Origin of the sequence: Methanogenium cariaci JCM 10550 (genome assembly GCF_001315945.1) — an archaeon.
In the GTDB taxonomy this organism is placed as follows: domain Archaea; phylum Halobacteriota; class Methanomicrobia; order Methanomicrobiales; family Methanomicrobiaceae; genus Methanogenium; species Methanogenium cariaci.
The window spans coordinates 282,873-307,615 of the sequence record NZ_BBBG01000001.1 but is presented as its reverse complement, the minus strand read 5'-3'; the positions used below and the strand labels follow the sequence as shown (position 1 = coordinate 307,615).

Annotated in this window: 25 protein-coding genes, 1 tRNA gene and 14 pseudogenes; 6 read left to right on the top strand and 34 right to left on the bottom strand. The window is 57.6% G+C overall.

Translation table 11 applies throughout. The features are described 5' to 3' along the window. Nucleotides 1-256: 256 nt before the first annotated feature. Both JCM10550_RS01875 and iorA read right to left on the bottom strand, forming a co-directional pair. Nucleotides 257-845, bottom strand: a pseudogene (locus tag JCM10550_RS01875) (indolepyruvate oxidoreductase subunit beta). Then, nucleotides 842-2,625 (bottom strand): annotated as a pseudogene (gene iorA, locus JCM10550_RS01870) (indolepyruvate ferredoxin oxidoreductase subunit alpha). The pseudogenes JCM10550_RS01875 and iorA overlap by 4 nt, the downstream one beginning before the upstream one ends. A gap of 153 nt (nt 2,626-2,778) precedes the next feature. Here iorA and JCM10550_RS01865 point away from each other — a divergent pair. The 3 genes from JCM10550_RS01865 (at nt 2,779) to JCM10550_RS01855 (ending at nt 3,951) form a co-directional block, all read left to right on the top strand. Next, nucleotides 2,779-2,851, top strand: a tRNA-Ile gene (locus JCM10550_RS01865). A gap of 81 nt (nt 2,852-2,932) precedes the next feature. Continuing rightward, nucleotides 2,933-3,406, top strand: coding sequence for a hypothetical protein (locus tag JCM10550_RS01860; RefSeq protein ID WP_062396529.1), 474 nt, complete (start codon nt 2,933-2,935; stop codon nt 3,404-3,406). A 230-nt stretch (nt 3,407-3,636) separates the two neighbouring features. Further along, a complete protein-coding gene (locus JCM10550_RS01855) occupies nt 3,637-3,951 on the top strand; it encodes a hypothetical protein (protein WP_062396527.1) in 315 nt (104 codons plus the stop codon). 200 nt (nt 3,952-4,151) lie between these two features. Here the strand turns inward: JCM10550_RS01855 and JCM10550_RS01850 are convergent, their stop codons facing one another. The 26 genes and pseudogenes from JCM10550_RS01850 to JCM10550_RS01760 all read right to left on the bottom strand — a co-directional run bounded on the left by JCM10550_RS01850 (nt 4,152) and on the right by JCM10550_RS01760 (nt 17,619). Further along, nucleotides 4,152-4,604: a hypothetical protein gene (locus JCM10550_RS01850; protein WP_062396525.1), complete on the bottom strand. Its 453-nt coding sequence runs from the start codon at nt 4,602-4,604 to the stop codon at nt 4,152-4,154. 189 nt (nt 4,605-4,793) lie between these two features. Further along, nucleotides 4,794-5,027: a hypothetical protein gene (locus tag JCM10550_RS20230; protein ID WP_062396523.1), complete on the bottom strand. Its 234-nt coding sequence runs from the start codon at nt 5,025-5,027 to the stop codon at nt 4,794-4,796. A 97-nt stretch (nt 5,028-5,124) separates the two neighbouring features. Continuing rightward, nucleotides 5,125-5,514 (bottom strand): protein kinase, encoded by a 390-nt coding sequence (locus tag JCM10550_RS01840; protein ID WP_062396521.1) that lies wholly within the window; start codon nt 5,512-5,514, stop codon nt 5,125-5,127. Continuing rightward, nucleotides 5,505-6,089, bottom strand: coding sequence for a hypothetical protein (locus JCM10550_RS01835; RefSeq protein ID WP_157199833.1), 585 nt, complete (start codon nt 6,087-6,089; stop codon nt 5,505-5,507). Before JCM10550_RS01835 ends, JCM10550_RS01840 begins: the two co-directional genes overlap by 10 nt. A 24-nt stretch (nt 6,090-6,113) precedes the next feature. Further along, a complete protein-coding gene (locus tag JCM10550_RS17920) occupies nt 6,114-6,278 on the bottom strand; it encodes a hypothetical protein (protein ID WP_157199832.1) in 165 nt (54 codons plus the stop codon). A gap of 94 nt (nt 6,279-6,372) precedes the next feature. Beyond that, complete coding sequence (locus JCM10550_RS01830) at nt 6,373-6,699, bottom strand: hypothetical protein (protein WP_062396518.1); 327 nt, start codon at nt 6,697-6,699, stop codon at nt 6,373-6,375. Then, the gene (locus tag JCM10550_RS01825) at nt 6,687-7,013 is read right to left on the bottom strand and encodes a helix-turn-helix transcriptional regulator (RefSeq protein ID WP_157199831.1); all 327 of its coding nucleotides are present in this window, start codon (nt 7,011-7,013) and stop codon (nt 6,687-6,689) included. The genes JCM10550_RS01830 and JCM10550_RS01825 overlap by 13 nt, the downstream gene beginning before the upstream one ends. A 236-nt stretch (nt 7,014-7,249) precedes the next feature. Beyond that, the gene (locus JCM10550_RS01820) at nt 7,250-7,696 is read right to left on the bottom strand and encodes a hypothetical protein (RefSeq protein WP_062396515.1); all 447 of its coding nucleotides are present in this window, start codon (nt 7,694-7,696) and stop codon (nt 7,250-7,252) included. Further along, on the bottom strand, nt 7,687-7,818 hold the full coding sequence (locus JCM10550_RS24175; RefSeq protein ID WP_281175215.1) for a hypothetical protein: 132 nt from the start codon (nt 7,816-7,818) through the stop codon (nt 7,687-7,689). Before JCM10550_RS24175 ends, JCM10550_RS01820 begins: the two co-directional genes overlap by 10 nt. A 104-nt stretch (nt 7,819-7,922) precedes the next feature. Then, nucleotides 7,923-8,099 (bottom strand): hypothetical protein, encoded by a 177-nt coding sequence (locus tag JCM10550_RS21430; protein ID WP_245618600.1) that lies wholly within the window; start codon nt 8,097-8,099, stop codon nt 7,923-7,925. Between the two features lie 15 nt (nt 8,100-8,114). Continuing rightward, complete coding sequence (locus JCM10550_RS21425; RefSeq protein ID WP_245618624.1) at nt 8,115-8,582, bottom strand: hypothetical protein; 468 nt, start codon at nt 8,580-8,582, stop codon at nt 8,115-8,117. Next, the gene (locus tag JCM10550_RS21420) at nt 8,537-8,818 is read right to left on the bottom strand and encodes a hypothetical protein (protein ID WP_245618599.1); all 282 of its coding nucleotides are present in this window, start codon (nt 8,816-8,818) and stop codon (nt 8,537-8,539) included. Before JCM10550_RS21420 ends, JCM10550_RS21425 begins: the two co-directional genes overlap by 46 nt. Beyond that, a complete protein-coding gene (locus JCM10550_RS21415) occupies nt 8,815-9,153 on the bottom strand; it encodes a hypothetical protein (RefSeq protein ID WP_245618598.1) in 339 nt (112 codons plus the stop codon). Before JCM10550_RS21415 ends, JCM10550_RS21420 begins: the two co-directional genes overlap by 4 nt. A 29-nt stretch (nt 9,154-9,182) precedes the next feature. Continuing rightward, nucleotides 9,183-9,428, bottom strand: coding sequence for an N-acetyltransferase (locus JCM10550_RS01810; RefSeq protein ID WP_157199830.1), 246 nt, complete (start codon nt 9,426-9,428; stop codon nt 9,183-9,185). Continuing rightward, nucleotides 9,388-9,591, bottom strand: a complete 204-nt coding sequence (locus tag JCM10550_RS01805) for a hypothetical protein (RefSeq protein WP_062396511.1) — start codon at nt 9,589-9,591, stop codon at nt 9,388-9,390. Before JCM10550_RS01805 ends, JCM10550_RS01810 begins: the two co-directional genes overlap by 41 nt. 101 nt (nt 9,592-9,692) lie before the next feature. Continuing rightward, a pseudogene (locus JCM10550_RS01800) lies at nt 9,693-10,707 on the bottom strand (chorismate synthase). Further along, a complete protein-coding gene (gene aroE / locus JCM10550_RS01795) occupies nt 10,704-11,654 on the bottom strand; it encodes a shikimate dehydrogenase (RefSeq protein ID WP_062396509.1) in 951 nt (316 codons plus the stop codon). The pseudogene JCM10550_RS01800 and the gene aroE overlap by 4 nt, the downstream one beginning before the upstream one ends. A 54-nt stretch (nt 11,655-11,708) precedes the next feature. After that, nucleotides 11,709-12,071 (bottom strand): annotated as a pseudogene (locus JCM10550_RS01790) (shikimate kinase); the annotation flags it as partial. A 33-nt stretch (nt 12,072-12,104) separates the two neighbouring features. Further along, nucleotides 12,105-13,386 (bottom strand): annotated as a pseudogene (aroA, locus tag JCM10550_RS24170) (3-phosphoshikimate 1-carboxyvinyltransferase). Nucleotides 13,387-13,434: 48 nt separating this feature from the next. Further along, nucleotides 13,435-14,157, bottom strand: a pseudogene (locus JCM10550_RS24165) (prephenate dehydratase domain-containing protein); the annotation flags it as partial. Between the two features lie 18 nt (nt 14,158-14,175). Beyond that, a complete protein-coding gene (locus JCM10550_RS24160) occupies nt 14,176-14,583 on the bottom strand; it encodes a prephenate dehydrogenase dimerization domain-containing protein (RefSeq protein ID WP_281175214.1) in 408 nt (135 codons plus the stop codon). A gap of 2 nt (nt 14,584-14,585) precedes the next feature. Further along, the gene (locus JCM10550_RS24155) at nt 14,586-14,981 is read right to left on the bottom strand and encodes a prephenate dehydrogenase/arogenate dehydrogenase family protein (protein ID WP_281175213.1); all 396 of its coding nucleotides are present in this window, start codon (nt 14,979-14,981) and stop codon (nt 14,586-14,588) included. 39 nt (nt 14,982-15,020) lie between these two features. Next, a complete protein-coding gene (locus tag JCM10550_RS24150) occupies nt 15,021-15,587 on the bottom strand; it encodes a 3-dehydroquinate synthase II (protein WP_281175212.1) in 567 nt (188 codons plus the stop codon). Further along, the gene (locus JCM10550_RS24145) at nt 15,565-16,020 is read right to left on the bottom strand and encodes a 3-dehydroquinate synthase II (protein WP_281175220.1); all 456 of its coding nucleotides are present in this window, start codon (nt 16,018-16,020) and stop codon (nt 15,565-15,567) included. The genes JCM10550_RS24150 and JCM10550_RS24145 overlap by 23 nt, the downstream gene beginning before the upstream one ends. 9 nt (nt 16,021-16,029) lie before the next feature. Beyond that, a pseudogene (locus JCM10550_RS01765) lies at nt 16,030-16,810 on the bottom strand (2-amino-3,7-dideoxy-D-threo-hept-6-ulosonate synthase); the annotation flags it as partial. Continuing rightward, complete coding sequence (locus tag JCM10550_RS01760) at nt 16,807-17,619, bottom strand: 2-amino-3,7-dideoxy-D-threo-hept-6-ulosonate synthase (RefSeq protein WP_062396506.1); 813 nt, start codon at nt 17,617-17,619, stop codon at nt 16,807-16,809. The gene JCM10550_RS01760 and the pseudogene JCM10550_RS01765, both read right to left, overlap by 4 nt. A gap of 326 nt (nt 17,620-17,945) precedes the next feature. Here JCM10550_RS01760 and nadX point away from each other — a divergent pair. From nadX to nadC, 3 pseudogenes are all read left to right on the top strand, one after another. Next, nucleotides 17,946-18,720: pseudogene (nadX, locus tag JCM10550_RS01755) on the top strand (aspartate dehydrogenase). Then, nucleotides 18,717-19,637, top strand: a pseudogene (nadA, locus tag JCM10550_RS01750) (quinolinate synthase NadA). Before nadX ends, nadA begins: the two co-directional pseudogenes overlap by 4 nt. Nucleotides 19,638-19,644: 7 nt before the next feature. After that, a pseudogene (gene nadC, locus JCM10550_RS01745) lies at nt 19,645-20,506 on the top strand (carboxylating nicotinate-nucleotide diphosphorylase). 330 nt (nt 20,507-20,836) lie between these two features. Here nadC and mtrH read toward each other — a convergent pair. The 6 genes and pseudogenes from mtrH to mtrC all read right to left on the bottom strand — a co-directional run bounded on the left by mtrH (nt 20,837) and on the right by mtrC (nt 24,741). Further along, nucleotides 20,837-21,874 (bottom strand): tetrahydromethanopterin S-methyltransferase subunit H, encoded by a 1,038-nt coding sequence (gene mtrH / locus JCM10550_RS01735; RefSeq protein WP_062396502.1) that lies wholly within the window; start codon nt 21,872-21,874, stop codon nt 20,837-20,839. A 13-nt stretch (nt 21,875-21,887) separates the two neighbouring features. Beyond that, nucleotides 21,888-22,628 (bottom strand): tetrahydromethanopterin S-methyltransferase subunit A, encoded by a 741-nt coding sequence (mtrA, locus tag JCM10550_RS01730; RefSeq protein WP_062396500.1) that lies wholly within the window; start codon nt 22,626-22,628, stop codon nt 21,888-21,890. Nucleotide 22,629: 1 nt separating this feature from the next. Beyond that, nucleotides 22,630-22,835 (bottom strand): annotated as a pseudogene (locus JCM10550_RS16650) (tetrahydromethanopterin S-methyltransferase subunit F). 5 nt (nt 22,836-22,840) lie between these two features. Then, nucleotides 22,841-23,566: pseudogene (gene mtrA, locus JCM10550_RS01725) on the bottom strand (tetrahydromethanopterin S-methyltransferase subunit A). An 11-nt stretch (nt 23,567-23,577) separates the two neighbouring features. Next, nucleotides 23,578-23,867, bottom strand: a pseudogene (gene mtrB / locus JCM10550_RS01720) (tetrahydromethanopterin S-methyltransferase subunit B). Continuing rightward, a pseudogene (gene mtrC / locus JCM10550_RS01715) lies at nt 23,867-24,741 on the bottom strand (tetrahydromethanopterin S-methyltransferase subunit C). Before mtrC ends, mtrB begins: the two co-directional pseudogenes overlap by 1 nt. Between the last annotated feature and the right edge of the window lie 2 nt (nt 24,742-24,743).

Here is a 24,743-nt window from a genome sequence, read left to right as displayed (position 1 = left end):
CGTCCACACAGAAGCCCGGAGCGACCCTTTCTCCACCAAAGACAATCCATACATCCTCCCAAAATATCCGACAAACACGACCCCGCAATGGCCCACAAAAAATCATTATTTTAGCAAATAAACGATATTAAAACCGTATTTTTCCGGCAGAAAATGGAAACCGAAAATACGTCCGTTCCGATCCCCGATTCCCCCGTACAGGGAGACAAAAAGGTGAGATTCAATTTCCGGATACGGAAAAAGAGAGAGTGCGGGATTACGGTTCCAGACACGCCCGGCCCAGTTCAAAGGCCCGGATATTGGTCTCCACCGTCTTCGGTGGCACGCACCGGGTGATGGCCTCCCGGAGTGCCTCAACACTTAGCGGCAGCGCGTGTGATGCCGCACCCAGCATCACCACATTCTGTGCGAGAACTGTACCCGCCTCTACCGCGAGGCCTGCCGCATCGATGGCGGTGCAGGTGACATCTGCCAGACGTTCCTGAATCTCAGTCGGCGTCGGCACCTCTGCACCGGCGGCGAAGGCAGATGTGGGCATAATGACCACATCGCTGGTGACAATTGTGCCACCGGGTTTCAGGAAATGACGGTAGCGGAGCGACTCCAGGAGATCAAACGATATGATCAGATCGGCTGTCCCTGGTGAGATGAGGGGGGCCGTATACTCCGCCGATCCGGATATGGGTCTCTACCGATCCCCCCCCGCGCTGCGCCATGCCATGGGTCTCAGCACCGCGGACGGGGGGGAGATCCGCAATCAGACATGCCGCGCCCAGTATGTTTGAGGCAAGAATCGTGCCCTGTCCGCCGACACCGACAATAAGCACATCAAAGGATTCGTTCATTTCGCACCTCCCTTGTGAATGGCACCCGCAGGACAGATATCGGCACAGACCGAACAGCCGCTGCAGAGGCTGGTTATCACTGCCTTTTCATCGTGGAATTCAATGGCCGGGCACCCGAACTTTATGCAAAGACCACAGCCGGTGCAGATCTCCGGGTCAACCACATACGGTTTCCGGCGGATGCCCTCACGGCGTGCGGCAATCACACACGGCTGCCGGGCGACGATCACCTTCACCCCCCCGTCACGGTCTTTTGCCGTTTTCAGTGCCTGAAGAAGACCGGTGAGATCATAGGAACTGACCGTCTCGACCCAGGGCGCACCGACAGACCGGCATATCGCTTCCAGGGCAACCGGCGGAGAGGCGACACCCGTTGCCGTCACCCCCGTATTCGGATTGGGCTGGTGGCCGGTCATCGCCGTGATACGGTTATCGAGAATGACGACAGTCATATTGGCACCATTGTAGACCGCATTCAGAAGACCCTGAATGCCGGTGTGCAGAAAGGTCGAGTCACCGATGGTGCAGACCACCGGTCGGCTCTCACCGGACTGCGCGATACCGCTGCCGACCGTAATGGACGCCCCCCCATACAGATGGTGGTATCCACCGTGCCGAGCTGGATGCCCAAAGTGTAACAGCCGATGTCACTCGGGAAGATACCGTCGCGAAACACCTTCTTCATTGCATAGAAGACCGCGCGATGGCCACATCCGGCGCATAAGAGCGGTGGCCGGGCCGGAATGCCCGCCTCGGGCGCCACCACCGGATAGGTCTTCGTGGGAGTAAACCCGGCCGATACCATCGCCTCTGCCACCGCGGCAGGGGGGGAGAGTTCGCCTTCCAGCGGCAGATGACCATCCATCTTTCCGTGCACCAGCGTCGTTGTCGCTGCCATGCGGACTGCCTCCTCGATGACCGGCGAGAGTTCCTCAATGACAAGCACCGTCTCGTGCTGGTCCACAAACGTTTTGAGCCATTCGGGGGGGTCGATCGGGTAGGCACCGATCTTGGCAAACGAGACGCCTTCCGGAACCAGTTCTTCCGCATAGGCCGCGGCAATACCACCGGTGATGACGGCGGTCGTTCCGCGCACCTCTGCGGTGTTGAACCCGCCTTCGACGAACATCTTCGCAAGGCCCGCCTGTTTATCGTTGAGTTTTTTGTGCAGCATCCGCGTATGAACAGGGATGACCACATACTGCTGCGGGTTCCGGACAAACTCACCGGTCCGGTGTCCGGTGCCGATGTCACCGGGTTCAACGTCACTTTTGGAATGGCAAATGCGTGTCGTCGGGCGGAAAAGCACCGGCAGGCCCACCTCTTCGGAAACGGCAAAGGCAGCCTTCATCATCGAATGCGCTTCCTGAACTGTCGCGGGGTCCAGACACGGAATCTTGGCAAAGAGGGCATAGCGTCTGCTGTCCTGTTCATTCTGTGAACTGTGGGCATACGGGTCATCGGCGGACAGAATCACAAACCCACCGGTGACACCAGTATAGGCACTGGTGAGAAGCGGGTCTGCTGCCACATTGAGCCCGACATGCTTCATGGTGACAAGAGAACGGATGCCGGTCCACGCCGCAGCAAGGGCATTTTCAAAGGCAACCTTCTCATTAACCGACCATTCAACGTAGAAATCACGGTCTTTCTGGTGGCGAAGGTAATCAATCACTTCTGATGAGGGAGTCCCCCCCGGGTAGCCGCTGGCAAAGTCAATCTCTGCTTCCAGGCACGCATGGGCAATCACCTCGTTTCCCAGCATATATCGAGTATTCATACCTGACAGAACGTATGAGTAAGAATGGGTTTATACTATTCTGATCCGCCGCGTCTCCACCCCCCCCTCAGACGGACAGAAACAACGCCCGGGAAACAAATCAAAACCATTAATTACTCATGAATCCCATCTTATTAGGTAATCCGAAGGGGGGGGCCCGTAGCATAGTCGGTGGTGCACCCGGCTGATAACCGGGAGGTCGTGCGTTCGAGTCGCACCGGGCCCACTATTTTTGTATTTTTTTAATGCAGAGAGTCATCCGTTTCATTTCATTTCCTTAATAAGGAACGCCTCACCAATACAGTGTATGGACAAACGACAGGTCGCAGCTGTCTTCATCGCAGGCATCGCAATCTTCGCATATCTCTCATTCATCGGCCAGTTTGCGGCAAGCATCGTTGTTATGGTGATACTGATCATCGGTATGACTGCCTACCTGACCGTGCTGGGAAAAACCATCAGTGAGATCCCGGAGCTGACCGCAAAACTCAGCCAGGACGCAAAGGCCATCATCATCAGGAACTCAGGCAACACCAGCGCAGTACATATTCATGCCGCAGTCGTTCCGCTTGATATCGAGTACGATGTCCCGGAGATCCCTGCAGAAGAGGAACATACCCATTCCCTTGATGCCATGATCAGCGAAGCAAAGGTGGTCATCACCTGGAAAGACATGAAGGGCAATTTGTTTAGCCACGAGAGCGCCATCTCCGCACTGGGCAAAGGGGGGGAGGACGACCTGCTCAAACCCATGTTCCCGATGTTTGACATCAAAAAGTGATCCGGCAGATACAATCTGCGGATTTTTTCAACCGGTTTCCAAATATTTTCGGACGGGTTTCCCATCGAACGACTTCTAAAAACGGATCCGGATATTCCCGCATCATGGATAACATGACAGATATCTGCGCATACTCACCCTGATCCGCGGGAAGATACTTCTGTTGTATAATAAAAGGAAGGAGGTTGACAAGGTGTGTGTAACCTGGCTTTACCGTCCGAAAAACCCGTATGGCGTCAGAGCCCGGCAGGGAAATGATGCCGGACACTCCCTATGTCACAGACATGGGATGCGCCCACGTTGGCGGCATGTACAGCAGAATGCAGCAGATGGCGGAAGGTGCCGCCATCATACCGAGAGATTATGGCGCTTTGTTCGACCTCTCCGGCCAGAATCGCACCGGAAGCAATTTGGCTGGCGGAATCTGCCAGAGCACACTCACCCGAACCCGCACTGGTATGAGAGACGTCCCCCCCGTGCTGGGGGGTCTCATTCTTCCGCAATATCCTCTTCTCTTGAAGAAGCGTCTCTCTATTCTCTCTTAAATCTCTACCATTCGGTTGGAATGCCCCCCCGTTTTTATTATGGCGGAAAGTGCCGCATCCTGCTGCAAAGCTACCGCCATTCCGCCAACGTCGCCCTGCTATTGGTGGGGGGACGGTCGCTGTGATCGTTTCCGGGGTAAGAAATGATCAGGGCATTCAACGGTTTTTTGTTTTCAGCATGCCCTGATTGTCGTTATCGTTCACTCAGGCGAGAGTGCCACAGGAAAAGCCGAATCCGGACCCCCAGACGAGGGCCCAACCCATCCTGAAAGCAGTTCAAAGCTTTTTCCTGCACGCACACGCCACGCAGCTCTCCCAGCATGCCCCCGGATAGTCTCCCGGTCTCCTGATGCAAAGGCCGTGCGGACATCGGTCACATCAACGCCCTGTTCCTCAAGCACTGCAAGACGGTTCTCCATCGGCTGGTCGCAGCCTGGATCGCAGGTCTGATCACGGTTCTGGTCGCGTATCTGGTCGCAGATGGGGTCACAGGTTCGGTCACGGATCTGGTCACCCATACCGCTGCCACCTGCGGCACAGCCGTTGCCCGCACCCATACCCATTCCGGCACTCACCGGGGCGATGACGAATGCAACGAGGCAGAGAGCCCCCCCTGCAAGGCCTGCCCATAGTCTCTTTGAATGTATGTTCATCTGGTATCACTCCTGTGTTGGTATCGCGGGTGCGGGACAGATTGCCTGAGGCGTGCCCCCCCACCCCCCCGGTACATACATCCACCCGGTCAGATAAATGAACAAAATGGGGGCAGTTCCCATTGGAGAACCGGATGGTTCCATACATGACAACAGAACCCAGATACCAGGAAAGCATCAGGCGACGACTCAGGCACCCGGCGGGAATGTGTTCCCCCCCGCCGTCTCCAGTGCCTCCCGCAGGTCATCCGCCGATGCAAACCGGTCATTCGGTCTCTTCTCCAGACACCGGAGAATGACCCCCCCGTCCAACGGCTCAAGAACGGATAATAGACAGAAGGTGCCTGCGGAATATCCGTCAGGATAGCAGTTGTCATCTCGGCCACACCAGTTGCAGAGAACGGACGGACACCGGTCACGCATTCGTAGAATACCACCCCCCCGACCCCCCCATAGATGTCGGTGCGTTCGTTTGGTGACCCGAACCGGGTGGGGGCAACCTGTTCCGGTGCCGCGTAGTTCAGGGAGAACCCCCCCAATGGGGTCGTCTCGTGCCCGTCGGCGAGGATGGAACCCAGCCCCCCCAGTCGGTAAGCTTCGGCAGACCATCATCCGTGATGAGAATATTCTGCGGTTTGATATCTCGGTGGATGATGCCGTGTGCATGAGCATACGCAATACCTGCCGCGATGCCTAGGACAATTTCCACTGCCTCTGCAGGGTTTAGCGGAAGGGACTTCTCTGCAAGCGATCCCGGCAGATACTCCATCTCGACAAAGGGAACCGGCAGGATGTTCACCGAGAAGAGAGTCACGATATTAGGGTGGGAGAGCTGTTCCCAGATACGCATCTCCTTCAAAAACATCTTCCCGGTCACTTCATCAAAACTGATGGGAACCTTCACTGCCACCTCCTCCCCATCCGAACGTCTTTTTGCACAGAAGACACGTGCAATACCCCCCCCTTCCCGACAAACCGGACATCCTGGTAGCGTTCGGTGAGCGGCAGCGGGAAATACGTCGAGCCCGGTGACCCGTCCATCACGGCTGCCTCGTCGGGAAACGACGGGCCACCCAGAGACGAGGTCACGGCCACCGTCTCGTCAAAAGGAACCGCCGCTTCATCACGGGGGACTGCCGTTCTGCGCCGTTTCCCGGTAACATACCGATAGAGCAGGGCACCGCCCGCAGCCGCGAGCACACCCACGACGACGAACAGTAGCACCGGGTCAATCCCGTAATGGTTCAGGGACAGAAACGATTCCTGACCCCCCCCGTAGCCATGAGATTCCCCCCCGGATGGTGCCTGCATCTCTGGCAGGTATACTTCCTTATCATGCAGGACAGTAGTGTTTTCGGGTATGAACCCATGCTGCCCGGCACCCCCCCAGGCCCTTCCATCCGGTCGTCCGCACCGGAGGGCAGACCGCCTGCGGCTGCCGCTCCGGTAACAATGCAGCACACTGCGGCGAGGAGGATCACACACCCCCCCAAACCGAACCAATACGCGTTACTTCGTCCACCCGTTGCGGTCACTGGTCTGGTGCCCCCCCTCTCGTCTCTGTGTCTCCCAGAATGAAGAGAAACCTCGCCCCCCCTTCAGACCCCCCCGTGCAAGTTCGAGCAGATCCCCCCCGTCTTTCAGCGGATGCTCCACACCCACAGAGACCGGCATCTCATTGATATACGAACGCTGGTGCTTCTGCAGTCCTCATACGTCCACCCGGACGCGGTCTTCCGGATGATCCCGTGAGGTTTTGAAACACGGGTCACCCCCCCCTCATACCGTCGGGAGAGGACAATCGCTGCATCCGGACGACCAGACGAGGCGGGAATATAGCGGTGGGTGATATCGGTTCATCTGCACCCGCCCTGCCCGCCGCATCGGCCCGTCCGAGATGAATGCTCGTATCGGTCAGAGGAAAGACGACCGTCTCTTTTGTCTCCTCCGGCATCACGAGGAGAGGAACATCCCCCCCGGCATACTCGGTCGCCACCATTCGGCGTGTCTCCTCCACCATCCCGGCAAAGGCGCCGCCTGCGATTCTCACATCAATGTTGCTGAAGATACCAAGATTTCGGATCACCGTCTCCATACCCCCCCTGAGGCAACAGAATATTTCCAGACGGGAAGGGCACCCCCCCCGGAGGTAGAACGTCCGATACCTGCCTCTTTTTTCACCACACCCGCATTCAGAAGTTTGGCCATATGCTTTTTGGTGTTCTCGTAACTTGTGCCAATATCCCCCCCGGCAACCTCCCGGATATCCTTTGGCCCTGCCTCCAGCACCTTCAGGATCTTCAGGCGTGTGGGACTGGAGAGCGCGTTCAGGTATTCGGAGAGGTCTGCATAATACTCCGGATCATCTGCCGCCACCACCGTCTCACTCATCACATCTTCGTTCTGCATCGTATCACCCGTCTTTTCCCTCCCTGTCAATCCGTATCTGAGCAAACAAAATATTCCGGCATCTCCCCGTGACAGACTGCTGTTGCTACGGAAAGATGCATATGAAAAAAGATCTGCTCCCGGACACCCAATAAAACTATACTACAGGGAACGTCCCGTCAGGGAACCGGATGGTTCCATACATCCGCCCCCTGCAAAAAAAGACAAAACAGCAGAGTACTGCTGTTCATGGAAAATCAGTCTGTGGCGTCAAGCTCTTCTGCAAGCAGAAAATCAAGGACCCTGCCCATTGCCTCATGAAGGCCGGATTCATTGAGAGCAAACTGCTGCACGGCCTTATAGAGCATCACCACTGCCTCCAGTCCGTAGAGGGAGATAGCATCCTCTGCCGAGAGGTCTTTCTTGTAGACGTCGATTAAAAACCCGTCACTGCTGTACATCAGTTCCGAGAAGACACCGTCTTCGCCCAGCACCAGATACTGGTTATCCACCTTCTTGGTGGTGTCATCCGGCCGGTAGGGCATGGGGTCGGTCTTTCCCAGAATCAGCATCTTCTGGTCAAAGTATACCGTATCATACAGTTCGCCCTTGCCGTCCTGCTTTCCCCCCCTGAGCATCATCAAAAGACCGGCGGTGGGAACAATCGTTGCCGCATCCGCTGCAAGACGGGATATCAGAGGCACCAGTGACGCATGAATCTCCGGGGGGGAAAGGGCCTCAACCCCCCTTCCGTGCCCTTCTTTGCACAGGCAACGGCTGTCTTAAATCCTTCTTCAATCTTGTCCAGATCGCATGAACCCTGCATACTGAATCGTTATACAAAAGAGGCATTAATCCTTCGCAAAGATTGAACCGATCCCAGAAGGTGACAGACAACAAAAGGGGGGATTTTAAAAATGAGAGAGGAGATCAGACGGGTGCGGCCAGCAGGTAATGGCGGTGGTGCCCGGTCACCGTCACCCAAAGACGGGTGCCCAGCGGGATGTCTTCTTTGATCACAATATTCTGGTAGGTGGCATCCCGTGCAATGACCGTCCCGTTTTTTTCTGTTCGGTGACTAAAACCGGCAGTCTGCGCCCGATCCAACGGAGGTTCTCCTCATCATAGATGCGTTCCGTGAGATGGGTAAGGGCACGGGGAGCGTTCCTTTTTCACCCAGTCGGGGGGGTGGTCGTGGTAAAGAGCGGCAGGCGTCCCCCCCTCCCGCACCGAGAACCGGGTGATGTTCACCTTGGTCGGGCGCACCCGGCCGATCATCTCAAGGGTCTCGTCAAACTCGCGGCACCCCTCGGTGGGAAAGCCTGCGATGATATCTGTGGAGACCCGCACATCCGGGATCTCGGCACGGAACGCCGCCACGATCTCTTCAAAGGTGGCCGCCGTATATCCACGGTTCATGGATGCAAGGACCGCGTCAGACCCCCCCGACTGCACCGGCAGATGCACAAACCCGAATATTTTTTCATGCGCAAATGCGGGCGCAAGGCGACTGATGATACGTCCGGCGGTCGCGGGGGGGTTCATCATGCCGACGCGGAGACAGAAATCCCCCCCCTTCGCATGGGCAATCCGCTCCAGCAGATAGGCAAGGTCCTGCCGATGTCCATGCCCCAGGCACTCACATCCTGCCCGGTGAGCTGAATTTCATACGCACCGAGAGCGGCCAGTCGTTCCACCTCGGCAACGATCGCGTCTGCGGAGAAACTCTTCAGCGGACCGCGGGCCAGCCGGGTGACACAGTAACCGCATGAGCCAAGACAGCCGGTGCCAATCTGGACAACCCCCCCGGTGTGGGGGTCGGTCATCGCCCCCACTTCCGGGCATGTGGCATACATTGTCTCCGGCAGAATGATGTGCAGGCCGGGGGGGTCAGTTTCCAAAAGAAGGTCCCGCTGCACCACGGGCATGCACCCGGTGACGACAATCTCCTTTCCGGCATAAGCCTTATACGGCGCAGCATCGTTCGTTCAGTCGCCCCCACCACCGTGCAGGTATTGATGATGATGCACTCCGCCTCCTCCGCGGGCACCTGCACGCATCCCTGCCGTTCTGCAAGAGCGATGATCTTCTCGGTATCGGCATGATTGAACGTACAGCCGTATGACTCGACGTGGATGGTCTTATTTCGCAGGGTATCCATATATGGCTCCGTTTCGCAGGAATATCGTTTCACCGGCAGGGAGATAATGATGAGGATTGGGCCGTGTGCAGGACCTTTTTCATGATCAGACGATCCTCCCCCCCCTCACCAAAATATTCGCAGATGGTCTCGGTGATCCGATACCCTAAAGAATCATAGAGGGATCGGGCCGGGTGGTTTTCCGGGTCTACGGAGAGGTAGAGTTCCTGTATCTCCATGGCCTCAAACCGCTCTTCAAGGGCCCGCATCAGAGCGCGGCCAATTCCCCCTACCACGCAGGATGGCACAACCCCCGAGGCGGATGACCCATGCCGCTTCACTCCCGCCAATGACCGGCGCACCGATGGTATACCCGCAGACCACACCGTCACAAACGGCGCAGAGAAACGTTGAGCGATAGAGAACTCCCGCCTGCCGGACAAATACCGCCCCCTGCATAGCTCATTCTGCCCCTCCCCGTTCAGCACAGACGGCGGCAAAGTCGTCGTCCGTATACCGCCGGATCATCATTTCAGCCACTTCGTTCACCTCTCTCCCTCTCAGCGTGACCGGAAGGCCCGTATGATCTCCTGTTCACAGAGGGCGTCTACAAGGACAAGCGCCAGCATACTCTCTGCGACCACCCCCCCTATCCGCGGCACGATACAGGGTCATGGCGGCCCTCTACCGTGACCGTAGTATCTTTGTTCTCCATCGTCACCGTCTGCTGTGGTTGTGCGATGGATGGGGTCGGCTTCACCGCAATTCGCATCACGACCGGCGCACCGGTCGATATGCCGCCGAGAATACCGCCTGCGTTGTTGGATGCATACCCCGCGGAGGTGATGGGATCATTATGGACGGAACCCCGCATCCGGGCCGCCGCAAACCCGGAGCCTATCTCCACACCCTTCACCGCACCGATGGAGAACATCGCCTGGGCGATCTCGGCGTCCAGTTTTTCGGCCGCAGGGGGGGCACCCAGCCCCCCCGGTGGACACCCGGTAGCGGTCACTTCGAGAATCCCGCCCACGGAGTCATGCGCCTCCTTCGCCCGGAGGACGGTCGCGGCAAAGCGGTCCGGGTCGGACTCGCCGCCGATTTCACAGACTCTGCTCTCGATACGGATGCCACGGGCGACAAGCACCTGCATCGCAAGGGCTCCGGCCATGACCCGTGAGACGGTCTCGCGGCCCGAACTCCGGCCACCGCCCCGGTGATCCCGGCAGCCGTACTTCTGGTGATAGGCAAGGTCGGCATGACCCGGCCGGGCGGTGTCACGGAGCGTGTCATACGCACTGCTCTGTGCGTCCCAGTTCCGGGTGATCATCGCCACCGGCATACCGGTCGTCTCTCCTTCAAAGACCCCCGACAAGATCTCCACCTCATCCAACTCCTTGCGGGGGGGCGAGGACAGAGGCTTTGGCCCGGCCGCCGCCGCTCCATCAGAGGAGTCAGGTGTGCCGGGGAAAAGGGTATCTGCGGAGGGCAGCCGTCAACGACCACCCCCCCCAGCGCCGGTCCGTGGCTCTCGCCAAACATCGTACAACGAAAATATCGTCCAAAGGTATTCATCCCAGTATCTCCCGTATGAGTGCGGCGTCTGCGGCAATGCCGGTGAAAAGGCGCATCTGTTCCTGCGCTTGGTACACAAACATCTCGGTGCCCCCCCGGATACACCGGCAGCCTGCAGCATTTGCCTGTTGGAGCAGTTCCGTCTCCGGCGGGGTATAAACGAGGTCAAAGACAGTCTGGTGCGCCCGGAGGTCACCTTTCTCCAGCACACTGCCGCCGCGTCCTTCCATGCCCACCGGTGTTGCGTTCACGATCAGGTCGGTTTTTTCCGGATCATAGGCGGCCGGAGTGCCGTATTCGCACCCGAAGTGACGGGCAATGACACCGGCCCGTTCCTCCGTCCGGTTCAGCACCGTCACCTCCATCCCCAGATCCTGCAGGGCGTAGACCGCCGCACGGGCAGCACCTCCCGCCCCGAAGACCACCGCATGACCGGGCGGGGGGGTGCCCGAGAGCGGTTGGCGGATACCCGTCCAGTCGGTATTTGTGCCGACACACCGGTCACCGCATCGGACCACCGTATTCACCGCACCAATCGCCTGTGCGTCTGCGGTTATTTCATCACAGTATGACATCACATCCGACTTGAACGGAATGGTCACCGAAAGCCCCTTGCACCCGACCGACTGAACCAGCGCCATGATGGCATCAAGGTCAGGCCACTCGATACGGGTATAAACACCGTCCACTCCGCAGGCGGCAAAGAGGGCAGTGAAGAGTTCGGGACTCCGGCTGTGCAGGCAAGGGTTGCCAATGACAGCAAAGAGACCGTGCAGAGGCTTGCCCTCCACCATGTGGGGATCGCCTCCAATCGCCTGCCACTCATCACGGTTTTTTATCCTCCATGTCCGCCGCAGAAGTGTGAACTGCTCCATGCGGGGTTCAGGCGAACGGCGCTCCTCTACGAACGCCTTGATGCGGGCAACAGCCTCGGCAGGAGAGAGCACGCCGGTATCAATACAGAAGTCGGCGGCCCCCCCCGGTAGAGCGGCAACCGTTCCTTACGGACGGCGGCCGCCTCGGCCTCCGGGGGAGAGAGCCGTTAACGGCGGGCGGGTGCTGCCTGCGGTTCGCGCCGCAAGGACGGTGGCATCGGCATCTAGAAACATCGTGAGACTGCCGGAGCGGAGTGCCTGCACATTATCACTTAACAGAACGGCACCGCCGCCCGTTGCCACCACCCCCCCTCGATCCTGCGGCAGCGCACGAATGGCTGCGGACTCTGCGGCCCGGAATGCAAGTTCGCCCCCCCGCTCGGCAAAGATCGCAGGGATGGCCATACCCTCAGCCGCTTCCACCATTCGGTCGGTGTCGATGAACGGGTAACCCAGATTCTCCGCGAGAAGGTGCCCGATGGTCGTCTTCCCACTGCCACGGGGGACCGATGAGAACGATTCTCACAGCATGCCTCCTTTCCGGAGTGCGTCCCAGAATCCGGGATAGGATTTCTGCACGCATTCCGGGTGCAGGATCTCCACATCGCCCCGCTTCAGGGCGACCACCGCCGCACTCATCGCGGTTCGGTGGTCGTCCTCCGGGTCAATGATACCACCGCCCGGCAGCCTGCCGGGGATGATGGTGATCGTATCACCGGAGACCACCGCATCCGCCCCGCCGAGGACGGCAATCCTGACCATCGCAGCAATCCGGTCACTCTCCTTGGCCCGCAGGTTACGGATGCCGGTAAGAGTCGTCGGCCCTTCGGCAAAGGCTGCCACAGCGGCAAGCGTCAGCACCACGTCAGGCATATCCCCCCATCGCAGCGGCGATGCCTCTGAGCCTGCCATCCGATGCGACCGTGACAGAATCACTGCCCTCCGTGACCTGGCAGCCCATCGCTGCCAGCAGAGACAGAAACATCCGGTCACCCTGACAGGAGACAGGATTTAGGTGCGTCACCTCCACCGTCCCGGCGCAGACCGCAGCGATAGCAAAGAAGTAGGAGGCAGAGGAGTAGTCCCCCTCCACCGCATACGCCGCCGGAGTATACCCACCGGGAGAGACTGAGAAGCGGCGGTAGCCGTCCCTCGTCACTGGCGCCCCCCCGAAGCTGGCCATCACATCGGTGGTGATATCCAGATACGCCCGCGATGCCGGTTCACCGGGCGTGGTGATCCGGGTCTGTTTTGCACCGCATGGTGCTGCCATCAGGGCAGACGACAGGAACTGGCTGCTTGCCGAGGCATCAACTTCCATAGACCCGCCCCGGAATGCCCCGTCCACCCGTAGCGGCGGAAACCCGGATTCCTTCAGGTAGCAAATCTTCCCCCCGGCGGTGTTCAGCGCATCCACGAGGGGGGGCGCCACCGGCCGCTTCTGCAACTGCTGACTGCCGGTCAGACAGACCGGCCGGTCTGCAAGCAGGGCAAGAGAGAGCAGCATCCGCATGGACGTGCCGGAACTGTGGCAGTTGATTGTGCATCCCGGCGAAGCAGAAAACTGTCCTCCGGTGCCCTCCACCACGAGGTCTCCGGTACCGGTGATCTCTGCGCCGAGCTGCCGGAGGGCAGTGATGGTCACCTCCGTATCCTCTGACTGCAGCGGGTTGCGGAGCACCGACCTGCCGTCCGCACACGCGGCCGCGATGAGTGCCCGGTGGGTGTAGCTCTTTGAGGGCGGGGGGCGGTGATACGGAACCGGATACCAGAGACTTTCGGCAGATGCACACTCATATGTCACCCTCCAGCCGGCCGTACCAGCGAGATCCTTGACAGACGCCAGTCTTTTGACTGCCTCCAGCGCATCTGGAAGACCCGGAGCGATCTCCACATCGATAAAGAAGATGTAGTTCCCCATACCCCGTTTGGACGGCCGTGACTCGATGCGGGTGAGGTTCAGGTGGTGCCGGTCAAACACCCCCAGCAGTTCATACAGCAGACCCGGCCGGTCCGCGTCGGGGTCGATGATCAGAGAACACTTGCCGGTCGCGGGCCGGGTCTCGGGACGGTCTGCCGATATGCGCAGAAACCGCGTGGTATTGTTCTTTGTGTTCTGCACACTGCGCTGCTGCAGGGGGGGCAGCCCGGCCATACCGGCAGCAGTCTCGGTGGTGATCGCACCGGCGCCGGGATGGGTGGCCGCCTGCGCAGCGCTTGCACTGTTGCTCTCGGTGTGGATGACCGGCACCCCAAGCATCTCAATAAAGTTCAGGCACTGGTCATGCGCCTGCGGGTGGGCGTAGAGCACGGTGATCTCTCCTGCAGGCACGGCTGCGGCAAAATGATGGGCAACCACGAGATAGGCCTCCCCGGTGATCACCACGGGGGTGCGGGACAGGCCGTCCATCACCGGCCCGACCGCACCGGCGTCACTGTTTTCCACCGGCACGATACCGTCGCACTTTCGTTCCGTTACCGCCAGAAAGACATCGGTAACCGTCGGAAAGAGGAGGAGATCATCGTGATCATCGCTGAGAAGACGAGCCATCTCATGGCTGAACGTGCCTTCCGGCCCCCAGACAGCAGAGGGTCATTTCTTTACCAGCCCCCCCTGAATGAGCCGGTTCGTTGTCTCCATGGAACCGGGGGGGATGACCGGTGCAAAGAATGCCGCATTCTCCTCGAAGAACGCGGCAAATCCGTCCGTATCGTGGGTGCAGACAATATCCTGCAGACGTGCTGCGGCAGCAGAGAACGCCGTCACCACCTCACGCACCTCCGGGTTGTCCTGAAGAATCGGGCCATAGAGCGCTGCATCCTGTCCGAGGATCCGTCCGATAATCCCGGTCTCAATCTGGTATATCGGGCTCTGGTAGCGGAGCAGGTCTTTGGGTGCGGCACCGATATCCCGCATCGTCTCTGCGACAACGAGCGTAGAGAAATGCATCAGACCCTGAATAACGGCCATCATACGGTCATGCTCTGCGGCCGTTGCCACCGTCACCCGCGCCCCTGCCGGGAGAGCATGCCCATTAGTTCATCCCCCCCTGCGGCAGGCAGGCACCGGGCGGGCACCGCAACCACGGTCTGGCCCTCCAGGGACGAGACTCCCGGTCCGAACATCGGGTGCAGGCCGATGACCTGCGCAGGTGTTGCAAGCATCGCCTCCATCGCCCCCTGCTTTATCGAGGTGAAATCACAGAGAATCTGGCCGCCGGAGAGAAACGGGGGGGCAATATCATCAATGACCGCCACCGTATCCCGTATGGGAACCGAGACTACCACGATACGTGCCTGCTGTGCGAGGTCACGATTGGAAAGCGGCGTGGTGCGCCCGGAGACAATGACCCGGTAGCCTTCCTTTTCAAAAACATCCCGGAAGAACCGCCCCCCCATCTCCCCCCCCGGCCGCCGATGATGCCCACCGTATTGGCGTCAGGTTTCACGGATCGTCTCCAGGACCGCCACCCCCCCGAAATGGCGGCCTCCCTGCTGCCGGTGGCCGAGGACGGTGTCACCCGGTCGCAGGGCGACAACCGATATGGCCCTGCCTTCGGCGCCCACCAGACGGACGGTCTCGGCATTCTGGAGCACAAGGGACGATTTCATCCCGGCATGCTCCACTTCGACAAGCACCATCGGCCGCCGTTCGGTCTTCACCCTGCCGACCATGGCAACAGTGGTAGAGCCGTCCTCACGGGCCACCAGCACGCGGTCACCTGCCGTCACTTCAGAGAGATATTTGGTCTTCCCGTCCGCCATCAGTGCGTAGGCATGCACCGCCCCCGCGTTCACCCGGAACGGCCGGGGGGGTGCGACATACGGGTTCTCCAAGGTCTCAGCCTGCACCAACAGGAAGGCGGACGAGGTATTGCCGATGAGCATCCCTTCTCCTTCCTGCATCAAAGAACAGGTATCGACACAGACCCGGTCGCCCATGATGCCGGGTGATATGGCCGTCACCGTGAAGGGCACCAGATCATACTGGGGGGGTGATGGCACGGACAAGAGCGGCAGTCGCGATGATCTCTGCCGGGTCGTCGGTCACAAGACAGATGCCTGCCGTGCCGCGCTCGAGAACGGTCAGGGCCGTCTCTGCCTCCGCTGCGCTGTGCACCGCAGCGATGATACGGTCGGACTGTGAGACGAGATTCTCCAATGGTATCACCGACCAGTCCGTGGTGGTCACGATCACCGGTGCTGTTTGTGCCAGAGAGAGTGCCTTTTCTTCACCCTCCTTGCCGTCGATACAGACTTCATGCACATCCGTCCCGAGGATCAAATCGCCGTCCGGTGCGATCACCGTCACCCGTCCGAGTGCCTGCAGCGGGGCGGCCTCTGTTGCAACGAGTGCATCCGCCCCCCCTGCTCTATCGCAGTCGTCGCACACTCCTTGCCGCAGGTGCGGACATCCACCCAGAACGTCTTCATACATTGCCCCCCCCAGTGCATCCTCAGGGGTGGCGTCCTGCTGCACCACGCGGGTGATGGCATGGATGAACCGGACGGGGGGGTCGTCACGCTGGAAGGCATTCCTGCCCATCGCAACGCCCGCCGCACCGGCGCCCACTGCCTCCCGGATCATCTGCAGGCTCTCGCGATCGCCGCCCTTCTCGCCGCCTGCGACCAAAACCGGTACCGCACAGGCACGGGTAATGGCCGCAAAGCTCTCCGGATCACCGGTGTAACTGGTCTTGATGATATCCGCGCCCAGTTCTTCTGCCACCCGCACACAGAGCCCGATGGCCGCCGGATCGGTGGGGTCAACACCCTCACCACGGGGGGGGTAGATCATGACGAGCAGCGGCATGCCCCAACGGGTGCACTGCCGGGATATGACGCCTGCCTCCTCGATCATCTTTGACTCGTTCGGGGGGGCCCAGGTTGATATGGATGGAGACACAGTCGGCACCGAGGGAGATGGCCTCCTCCACCGAACAGACCGAGACCTTGTCATTCGGATCCGGGTTCAGGGACGTGCTCGCCGAGAGATGGACAATGAGCCCGATGTCAGGTCCCGCCTTCCGGTGGCCGTGGCGCACCATCCCCCCCTTATGAAGGACGATCGCGTTCGCACCGCCCTCACTCACCGCCGATATGACCTTTGGCATGTCATGCAGCCCGTAGATCTGTCCGAGCGAGAAGCCATGATCCATCGGTATGATAACCGACCGACCGGTATTCCGATTCATGATCCGTTCCAGACGGATGGCCTTTCCGATCATACGCGCCCACCTGCCCGGAGCATCTCTGCCGCCTCCTCTGCGCTGCGGTGTTCATGCACCACCTGCGCCATCGCACGGACAAACAAGTCCGGGTGCGGGTGCTGGAAGGCATTCCTGCCGATGGATATCCCCCCCGCAGCGCCGCCTGCCATCGCCCCCCCTTCGATCATCTGCAGGGTCGCGAGATCATCCCCGCGTGCACCACCTGCGACCACCACCGGGACATGGCATCCGGCAGTGACCTCGCGGAACGAGTCCGGGTCACCGGTGTAGGGCGTCTTCACGATATCGGCGCCCAGTTCAGAGGCCACCCGTGCCGCGTGTTTGACCTCGTCTACCCCCCCCTTCTCATTGATAATATTCGGGCCGCGCGGGTACATCATCGCCAGAAGCGGCATACCCCACTCCATACACTCCACTGCGATACGGCCGAGGTCCTCAAGCATACGGGCCTCAGAGTCGGCACCGATATTGCAATGCACCGAGACACCGTCCGCCCCCATCTTCAGGGCATTGGTGACCGTGTTTACCAGCACCTTGTTATTCGGGTCAGGTCCCATATCCGTGCTTGCCGAGAGATGGAGAATCAGGCCGATGTCAGGCCCGCCTTTCCGGTGGCCGTGCATGGCAAGCCCGATATGGCCGATCACCGCATTCGCACCGCCCTGCGCCACTAGGTTCACACTCTCATCCAGGTCGATGACACCGGCAATCGGTCCGCTCGACACCCCGTGGTCCATGGGAACAATTACGGTTGCGCCCGTGTCACGGTTCATGATTCTTTCCAGTCGGATTTGTTTTCCTCTCATGGTAAGTCTCTCCCGCAGCAGCTGCCGAACAGAATAAAACGCACCTACCTTCAGAGAGTAAACGCAAACCGGTTAAAGATTGCGCTCACTTCGAAGTAGGTCCAAAAAAACTGATAATAACGATATGATGAATGCAGAAGAAAGCCTGTGCTAGGGTCGGAGACCATCACGGGCAATACGCGTTCACCACACATTGGTCTGAGTATTAGGAATATCTCGGATATAAATATTTGTGATACCGGAAAAGAAAACGATAAACCGGATCCATTACACCAACGTCCCGACAAAGATGATAAAAACAATTAAAACCTATTTTCTGAATACAAATGCGCAGGATTGGATTATTGGGGTGCGGGAATGTCGGCGAGATCATCGCACACAAACAGGAGGGATTTATTATTGCAGCCCTCCACGACGCAGTCTATGCCAGGGCACAGGCTGTAGAGGATGAATGCGGGGGGGCACCGGCATACGAATCATTTGACGAATTCCTTGCACAGGACCTGGATATCGTTGTGGAAGCTGCGTCCGTTTCTGCCGTGCAGGCCCATGCAGAAGCAGTACTTCTTTCCGGAAAGGACATGGTGATCCTCAGTGTGGGGGGGCCTTACAGATGAGACATTCCGGGACCACCTGAAGGCGTGTGCCGTAGAGAAGGGCAAAAAAATATACATCCCGAGCGGTGCCATCACCGGCCTTGACAACCTGAAGGTATGTCAGATTGCCGAGGTCAGCAAGGTGATGCTGCGGACGACAAAAAATCCTCGTTCACTGGGCATTGAAGTGGATAAACCCCTGCTCCTCTTCAAGGGAACCGCACGTGACTGTATCCTCCGCTACCCGAAGAATATAAATGTCGCCGTTGCAATTGAACTGGCATCGGGCCATGAGGTAGAGGTTGAACTCTGGGCAGACCCCGGCACAGACCGCAATACCCACGAACTGATTGTCGAAGGGGGGGAATTCGGAGACATTAACATCACCGTAAGCAACCGCCCCAGCCCGGAGAACCCGGCGACCAGTTATCTTGCCGCCCTCTCCATCCTGACATTGTTACGGAATCTCGATAACCCCCATCCAGATAGGGACCTAAAACCATGAATACCAAACAATTAAAACGAATCGCACAACTCAAAAAGGAAAAAAACGCGATCATTCTTGCCCATAACTACGAGCCTCCGGAAATACAGGACGCTGCAGACATCATCGGCGACAGCCTTGAACTCGCCGTGAAGGCCCAAAGCGTCACTGAGGACATCATCGTCCTCTGCGGGGGGTCCGGTTCATGGCGGAGACGGCAAAGGTGCTCAATCCGACAAAGACCGTGATCCTCCCGGCAAAGGATGCCGGATGCCCCCCCCTTGCAGACTTTCTCACCCCCCCGGAGATGGTCCGGGAGGCACGCAAGGCCCACCCGGATGCGGCAGTGGTTCTCTACGTGAACAGTGACACGGCGGCAAAGGCAGAAGCGGATATCGTCTGCACCTCAGCAAACGCCGTCGACGTGGTGCGCTCACTCGAAGAGACGACGGTTCTCTTCGGCCCGGACTCAAACCTCGCAGACTATGTCGCACACCGGGTACCAGAGAAACGAATCATCCCCCCCCTGCCACCGGAAGGACACTGCTATGTTCACGCAATGTTCACCTGTGATGATGTCATCACAGCGGCAGAGAAGGGTTGCACCACGATATGTCACCCGGAATGTCCCCCCCGTGAGGTCAGGAAAGGCGCCGATGTGGTGGCTTCGACCGGCGGCATGGTAAAGATGGCAAAGAACGCCGATTCTTGGATGCTGCTCACCGAGAAAGGCATTGCATACCGACTTGGGAAACTCTTCCCGGACAAGGAATTCCACGTCCGGGAAGACGCCATCTGCAAAGATATGAAGAAAATAACCCTCGACATGCTGGAACAGTCACTCATCACCGGAGAGTATGCCGTAGAACTCTCCGCCGACCTGATGGAGCGGGCACGTGGCCCCCATCGAAAGGATGATGGCACTCCGGCGGGAATAAGGAAACCATGGCACTTCGGGAAGACCTCCTCCGTTACCTGAATGAAGACATTCCGTCAGGTGACGTCACCTCACGGGCAATGATCCCTGACCGCAGGTGTGCGGCCCGTATCACCGGAAAAGAGCGTGCAATCATATCCGGCCTTGCGAGGCAGAGGCGCTCTGCAGCCACTGCAACATCACCTTCACCCGGAAAGTGGCGGAAGGTGCGGAAATTCAGCCGGGGGGGACGGTGATTGCAGAACTCGAAGGCAGCGCAGCAGAGATCCTGATGGTGGAGCGCACGATGCTCAATCTGATGAGCAGGATGAGCGGCATAGCAACCACGACCCGCCGGGTGGTAGAGGCAGCAAAAGCGGCAAACCCAAAGGTGCGTATTGCAGGCACCCGTAAGACCGCACCCGGACTGCGTCTCTGTGACAAGCAGGCACTGGTAACCGGTGGCGCTGATCCGCACCGCATGAACCTCTCGGACATGATCCTCATCAAGGATAACCACCTGACCCTCGTTCCCCCCCTCGAAGAGGCCGTACAAAAGGCGCGGGCATACAGCCGGTATGTCAACGTGGAGGTGGAAGTGGAGACGGCAAAGGATGCACTCACCGCCGCCCGTTCCGGAGCGGACATTATTCTTCTCGACAATATGTCCCCCCCAGAGACGTGCAGGGAACACTCGACCTACTCACCCAGCAGGGCGTCAGGGAACAGGTCGTCATCGAAGTCTCCGGCAACATCACACCAAAGACACTCGAGTCCTATGCGGTGCTGGGAATCGATACCATCAGCATGGGCAGCCTCACCCACACGGTGAAAAATATCGACATTTCCCTTGACGTGATGGCCGCGGTGAGCACCGTAAAGATATTCTGAAGATTATCCTCCCGAGATTCTATTTTTTTGCAACGATTGCAGCAGCCAGTATCCTAATCCTCCGGGCGACTGACACTCCGGTATGACCCATCACACTTGGGGAGGGTCTTCGTCGTCAGAACCAAAAGAGGATACCATTGCGAAGACATTGACAAGACTTTGGTTCATGTCAAAAATAGATACACTCATTTTAGAGATGAACATCTCCGCAATCAGGAAAACAGTCTTCTCCTTTCCTGAAGAGATACCGTTCACCGAACAATAGGTCCGGGCTTCACGCTGCAACCTTAGGACAACATACCCGGAAAGGAATCAAAAAAAATATTGGGATTAGACCAGCTTGAAGAGCGGGTGGTCATCGGTTGCGACATCCACACCAAGTTCTTTTGCTGCTTCTGCAAGGACAACATCGGTGAATGCGATAGCAGTGGATGCTGCTTCACAGTTCTCGATAGGTCCGTACATGATAAGGTCTGCACCAAGGGTTGCTGCCATGATGTTACAGCCGATATCAGGCGCTGACCATGCGGCCTGCTTGATACCTTCCATACCACCAAAGTGGTGATGTCCCATCTGCTCAAGGAGAACTTTCTTACCCTCATACTGCTTTGCAAGCACTGATGGATTCTTTTTGGTTCCTCTCCAGCGTTTGAGCCATGTCCAGGAGACAGTCATGTTGTGGTATGCACCACCGGTTGGGAGACCATGAATTGCCTTGCATGCAAGAATCTCACGGAATGAACCGCCTGACCCGAGACCGAGCGGTGTTGCTGCGGTATCGAGGATAGGGCGGGTAATGCCGCACTCTTCTGCAATTGCAAGCATGGACTTCTCCTGACCAGCGACGCCACCCTCTGCGAGCACTGCCTCACGGCCCTTTACGGTTGGGTCGCCAGGGTTGAATGCAAGCACAATAGCTGCGTTAACGTCACTGTTCTTGAGTGCCTCAATGTTCTCCGGGAGGATTGAACCATTGATAGAGTTGTAGATAGCACGGTCTGCCAGTCCGACCTCGGTCACATACTCACATGCGTGAGCAAGTGCCGGTGGCATGGACGAGTCCATCAGGAATGCTGTCTTGCTGTCAATGGAGTCAAACCATGAGAAGTAGTTCTCAAATGCCTCTCCTGATTCAGAGATGATCTGGATAAAGTGTTTTACACCTGTCTGGTCAGAAAGTTCCTGACACCTGTTCCAGAGCGCCTCTGCGCGATCCTTGTCAATTATGCCCTTCTCATCATCAATAACAGTCTCGTGCTTGTTATAGAAGATGGATGCACCGAGAACCCGTGGATATTCTCCGGGCTGCCCGCCTATCTTGGTACCGTTGAAGTCGTGTACCGTCTGTTCTTTCTCAAATTTGAACATTTTTTCTCCCTCCTCAGATAAATCCGCCTAACTTGGGGAGTAATACCAATAACATCATGAATACAATCAGACCAGCGACAAGGCCATAGAGAATACCTATGTCACGGCCGACCTTACGGCCATAGCGCTGAGCAAGTTCTGCATCAGCAAACTCCAGTTTTGTCTCGATAGCATTGAGTTTTGCCTCAACTTCGAGGAACTGGGGGTTTGCTGTGGCAGCCACTTCACCGCCGGCACCGCCTTCATCATCGCTGACCTCGATGACCATCGGGTCTGCGCCGAATGCACCGGGATCTTTCCCTGCACATTCGTTGATCTTTGCGGTGATCGCGCCCATGTCTTCGCTTTCCATGATGTCGATGATCTCGACCTGCTGCTGGAAGCGCTCGATGGCGGCTGCGTCAAGGTTCTCGATAAATGCGATAGCACCATTGGAACCGACGATCTTACCGCCCTCGACACCATTCTCGTGCAGGGCCTTCAGTGACTGGGCAGAAAGATGCCCTTTCACTTCAGTTCCGCAGAAGATGATGAAACGGATGTTCGGATTTGAGATGGTGTTTGCAATCAGCTTCTCAAGACCGAGGTTCTCTGTCTTACAGGAACCACAGATACCAGCGCCTGCGTCACAGATACCCTGTTCGTCAAGGTGGGAACCAAATGAACAGACTGCAACACAGCTCTCTCCACTGCCGGAGATGTAATCGCCCTGGATAACTGGCCAGCCTGAGGCCGGGGATTTCTTATCTGCCATTTCAGATACCTCCCATTAATAATACAGGTACCATCACAAGGACGATAGAAATGACCAGACCGATAGAAAATCCGATGATACCGCTGGCACTAATTGCAGAGTCAAGCTTGTTGGTACGTGCAAGAATCTGCCTTTGTACGTGATATCAGACATCATGCCATCAATCGCTGCAGTACGGATTGTTGTGGGTTGTTTTTCATCTGTCATTTATATCACCCCATCAGAAGGAAGCCCAAAAGGACAAACGATATGATCAGTCCGATCATTACTCCCTCAACTTTACCGGAATACACACCCGCTGCGTAGCGGTTGCGGTATCCCATATCGGTGACCATCATCTGGATGGTCTTCATCCGGGCGTGAATCAGAGCAAGTTCAGCGGACATCTCAGCTTCGACGCCTCTGCACCTTCTCCTGCACCGCCTTCATCATCGCTGACCTCGATGACCATCGGGTCTGCGTCAAATGCGCCGGGGGTCTTTCCCTGCACATTCGTTGATTTTTGCGGTGATCGCACCCATGTCTTCGCTTTCCATGATGTCGATGATCTCGACCTGCTGCTGGAAGCGCTCGATGGCGGCTGCGTCAAGGTTCTCGATGAATGCAATAGCACCATTGGAACCGACGATCTTACCGCCCTCGACACCATTCTCGTGCAGGGCCTTAAGTGACTGGGCAGAAAGGTGCCCTTTCACTTCAGTTCCGCAGAAGATGATGAAACGGATGTTCGGATTTGAGATGGTGTTTGCAATCAGCTTCTCAAGACCGAGGTTCTCTGTCTTACAGGAACCACAGATACCAGCGCCTGCGTCACAGATACCCTGTTCATCAAGGTGAGAACCAAATGAACAGACTGCAACACAGCTCTCTCCACTGCCGGAGATGTAATCGCCCTGGATAACTGGCCAGCCTGAGGCCGGTGATTTCTTATTTGCCATATCTTATCACCTCATAAGAATCCAAACGCGACTATCCCCGCGATGAAAAGTCCGACCGCAAGACCATACCACATTGCTGTGACACCACCCGCATAAAGCAGGCTTCGCCTCTCCCGGGGGGGAACGACACCATAAAGTCTCCTTCTCCCGAGAGCATGTTAACAATGTCATCAGCAACCTTGTCGAGTTTATCGACACGCTCAACAACCTGACCGAGGGATGCCCCCCCTGCGGTGGTTACGAGTCCAACCATAGGGTCAGCGACGAGACCATACTCAGGCAGTACCTGGATATATCCCATTACTGTTCACCTCCGACTTCACGGATAGGCTGCGAGTCAAGCCATGCAAATGCATCACGCTTCGAGAGCTTGATCAACTCACTGTAGGACCATCCCCCCCAGAGGATGATGGAAATAACAAATGAGATGACGACTGCCGGAAGCGAAAGGAATGCAAGTGACATGATTGCAACGCCGATCATGCTCAAAGCACCGCATTCAATTGCGCACATCTGTGTGCGGTCCCATGATTCGTTGGGGGGGCCGAGACATGCATTGAAGGGGGGGTGCTGGATTGCGATTGCACCGAGCATGAAGATTGTTGCGAGCACACATCCGCCAATAACGGATGATGCGTAGCTTGCAAGTTCAACACCAAGAACGGATGTTGTGCTGGTGATGAGATCTCCGAACGAGAAGGTACCTGCAACCATTGCAGTGAAGCCGAGCATTGTCAGTGAACCGACAACGGTAAGCTCTGCAATCATGCGGGTCATCACCGGGATGTTCATGTTGAGAACCTTGTCTGAAATGAATCCGAGGATTGCTCCGAGGATTGCTGCAACAACAACACAGCCGACAGGTACAAGAAGCGGACTGATTCCTGCGAGTTTTGTTGCAAAGAGCATGGCAACAACACCGGAACCAAGCGCGATCATACCTGCGGACGGTACACCGGTACCGAGACCGTAGCTGCAGAGGTTCTTGATTGAGTCAGTACCCCCCCACCAGAGTGCGATGATAGCCGCAATCCCGCCAAAGAAGGCGAAGACTTCGGTTGACATCAGGGTGTTGAGGTAGACCAGATAGATACAGACCAGTGCGCCAATGAGCCGATGCCAAGCATGGCATTGTGGTCCATTCCGCCTTCTGATGCTTCAATTTTAACTGACATTC

What these genes read in the sequence shown, in the direction of transcription:
- JCM10550_RS21420 (WP_245618599.1), bottom strand. Translation starts at nt 8,818, where the DNA reads ATGACCGACCCCCACACCGGGGGGGTTGTCCAGATTGGCACCGGCTGT.
- JCM10550_RS01825 (WP_157199831.1), bottom strand. Translation starts at nt 7,013, where the DNA reads ATGCAGAACGAAGATGTGATGAGTGAGACGGTGGTGGCGGCAGATGAT.
- JCM10550_RS24155 (WP_281175213.1), bottom strand. Translation starts at nt 14,981, where the DNA reads ATGGGGGGGCGGTTCTTCCGGGATGTTTTTGAAAAGGAAGGCTACCGG.
- mtrH (WP_062396502.1), bottom strand. Translation starts at nt 21,874, where the DNA reads ATGTTCAAATTTGAGAAAGAACAGACGGTACACGACTTCAACGGTACC.
- JCM10550_RS21415 (WP_245618598.1), bottom strand. Translation starts at nt 9,153, where the DNA reads ATGGATACCCTGCGAAATAAGACCATCCACGTCGAGTCATACGGCTGT.
- JCM10550_RS01855 (WP_062396527.1), top strand. Translation starts at nt 3,637, where the DNA reads ATGGCGTCAGAGCCCGGCAGGGAAATGATGCCGGACACTCCCTATGTC.
- JCM10550_RS20230 (WP_062396523.1), bottom strand. Translation starts at nt 5,027, where the DNA reads ATGCGTGACCGGTGTCCGTCCGTTCTCTGCAACTGGTGTGGCCGAGAT.
- mtrA (WP_062396500.1), bottom strand. Translation starts at nt 22,628, where the DNA reads ATGGCAGATAAGAAATCCCCGGCCTCAGGCTGGCCAGTTATCCAGGGC.
- JCM10550_RS01850 (WP_062396525.1), bottom strand. Translation starts at nt 4,604, where the DNA reads ATGAACATACATTCAAAGAGACTATGGGCAGGCCTTGCAGGGGGGGCT.
- JCM10550_RS01830 (WP_062396518.1), bottom strand. Translation starts at nt 6,699, where the DNA reads ATGGAGACGGTGATCCGAAATCTTGGTATCTTCAGCAACATTGATGTG.
- JCM10550_RS01805 (WP_062396511.1), bottom strand. Translation starts at nt 9,591, where the DNA reads ATGCAGGGGGCGGTATTTGTCCGGCAGGCGGGAGTTCTCTATCGCTCA.
- JCM10550_RS24145 (WP_281175220.1), bottom strand. Translation starts at nt 16,020, where the DNA reads ATGTATGAAGACGTTCTGGGTGGATGTCCGCACCTGCGGCAAGGAGTG.
- JCM10550_RS01860 (WP_062396529.1), top strand. Translation starts at nt 2,933, where the DNA reads ATGGACAAACGACAGGTCGCAGCTGTCTTCATCGCAGGCATCGCAATC.
- JCM10550_RS17920 (WP_157199832.1), bottom strand. Translation starts at nt 6,278, where the DNA reads ATGCCGGTCTCTGTGGGTGTGGAGCATCCGCTGAAAGACGGGGGGGAT.
- JCM10550_RS24175 (WP_281175215.1), bottom strand. Translation starts at nt 7,818, where the DNA reads ATGCAGGGTTCATGCGATCTGGACAAGATTGAAGAAGGATTTAAGACA.
- JCM10550_RS01760 (WP_062396506.1), bottom strand. Translation starts at nt 17,619, where the DNA reads ATGAGAGGAAAACAAATCCGACTGGAAAGAATCATGAACCGTGACACG.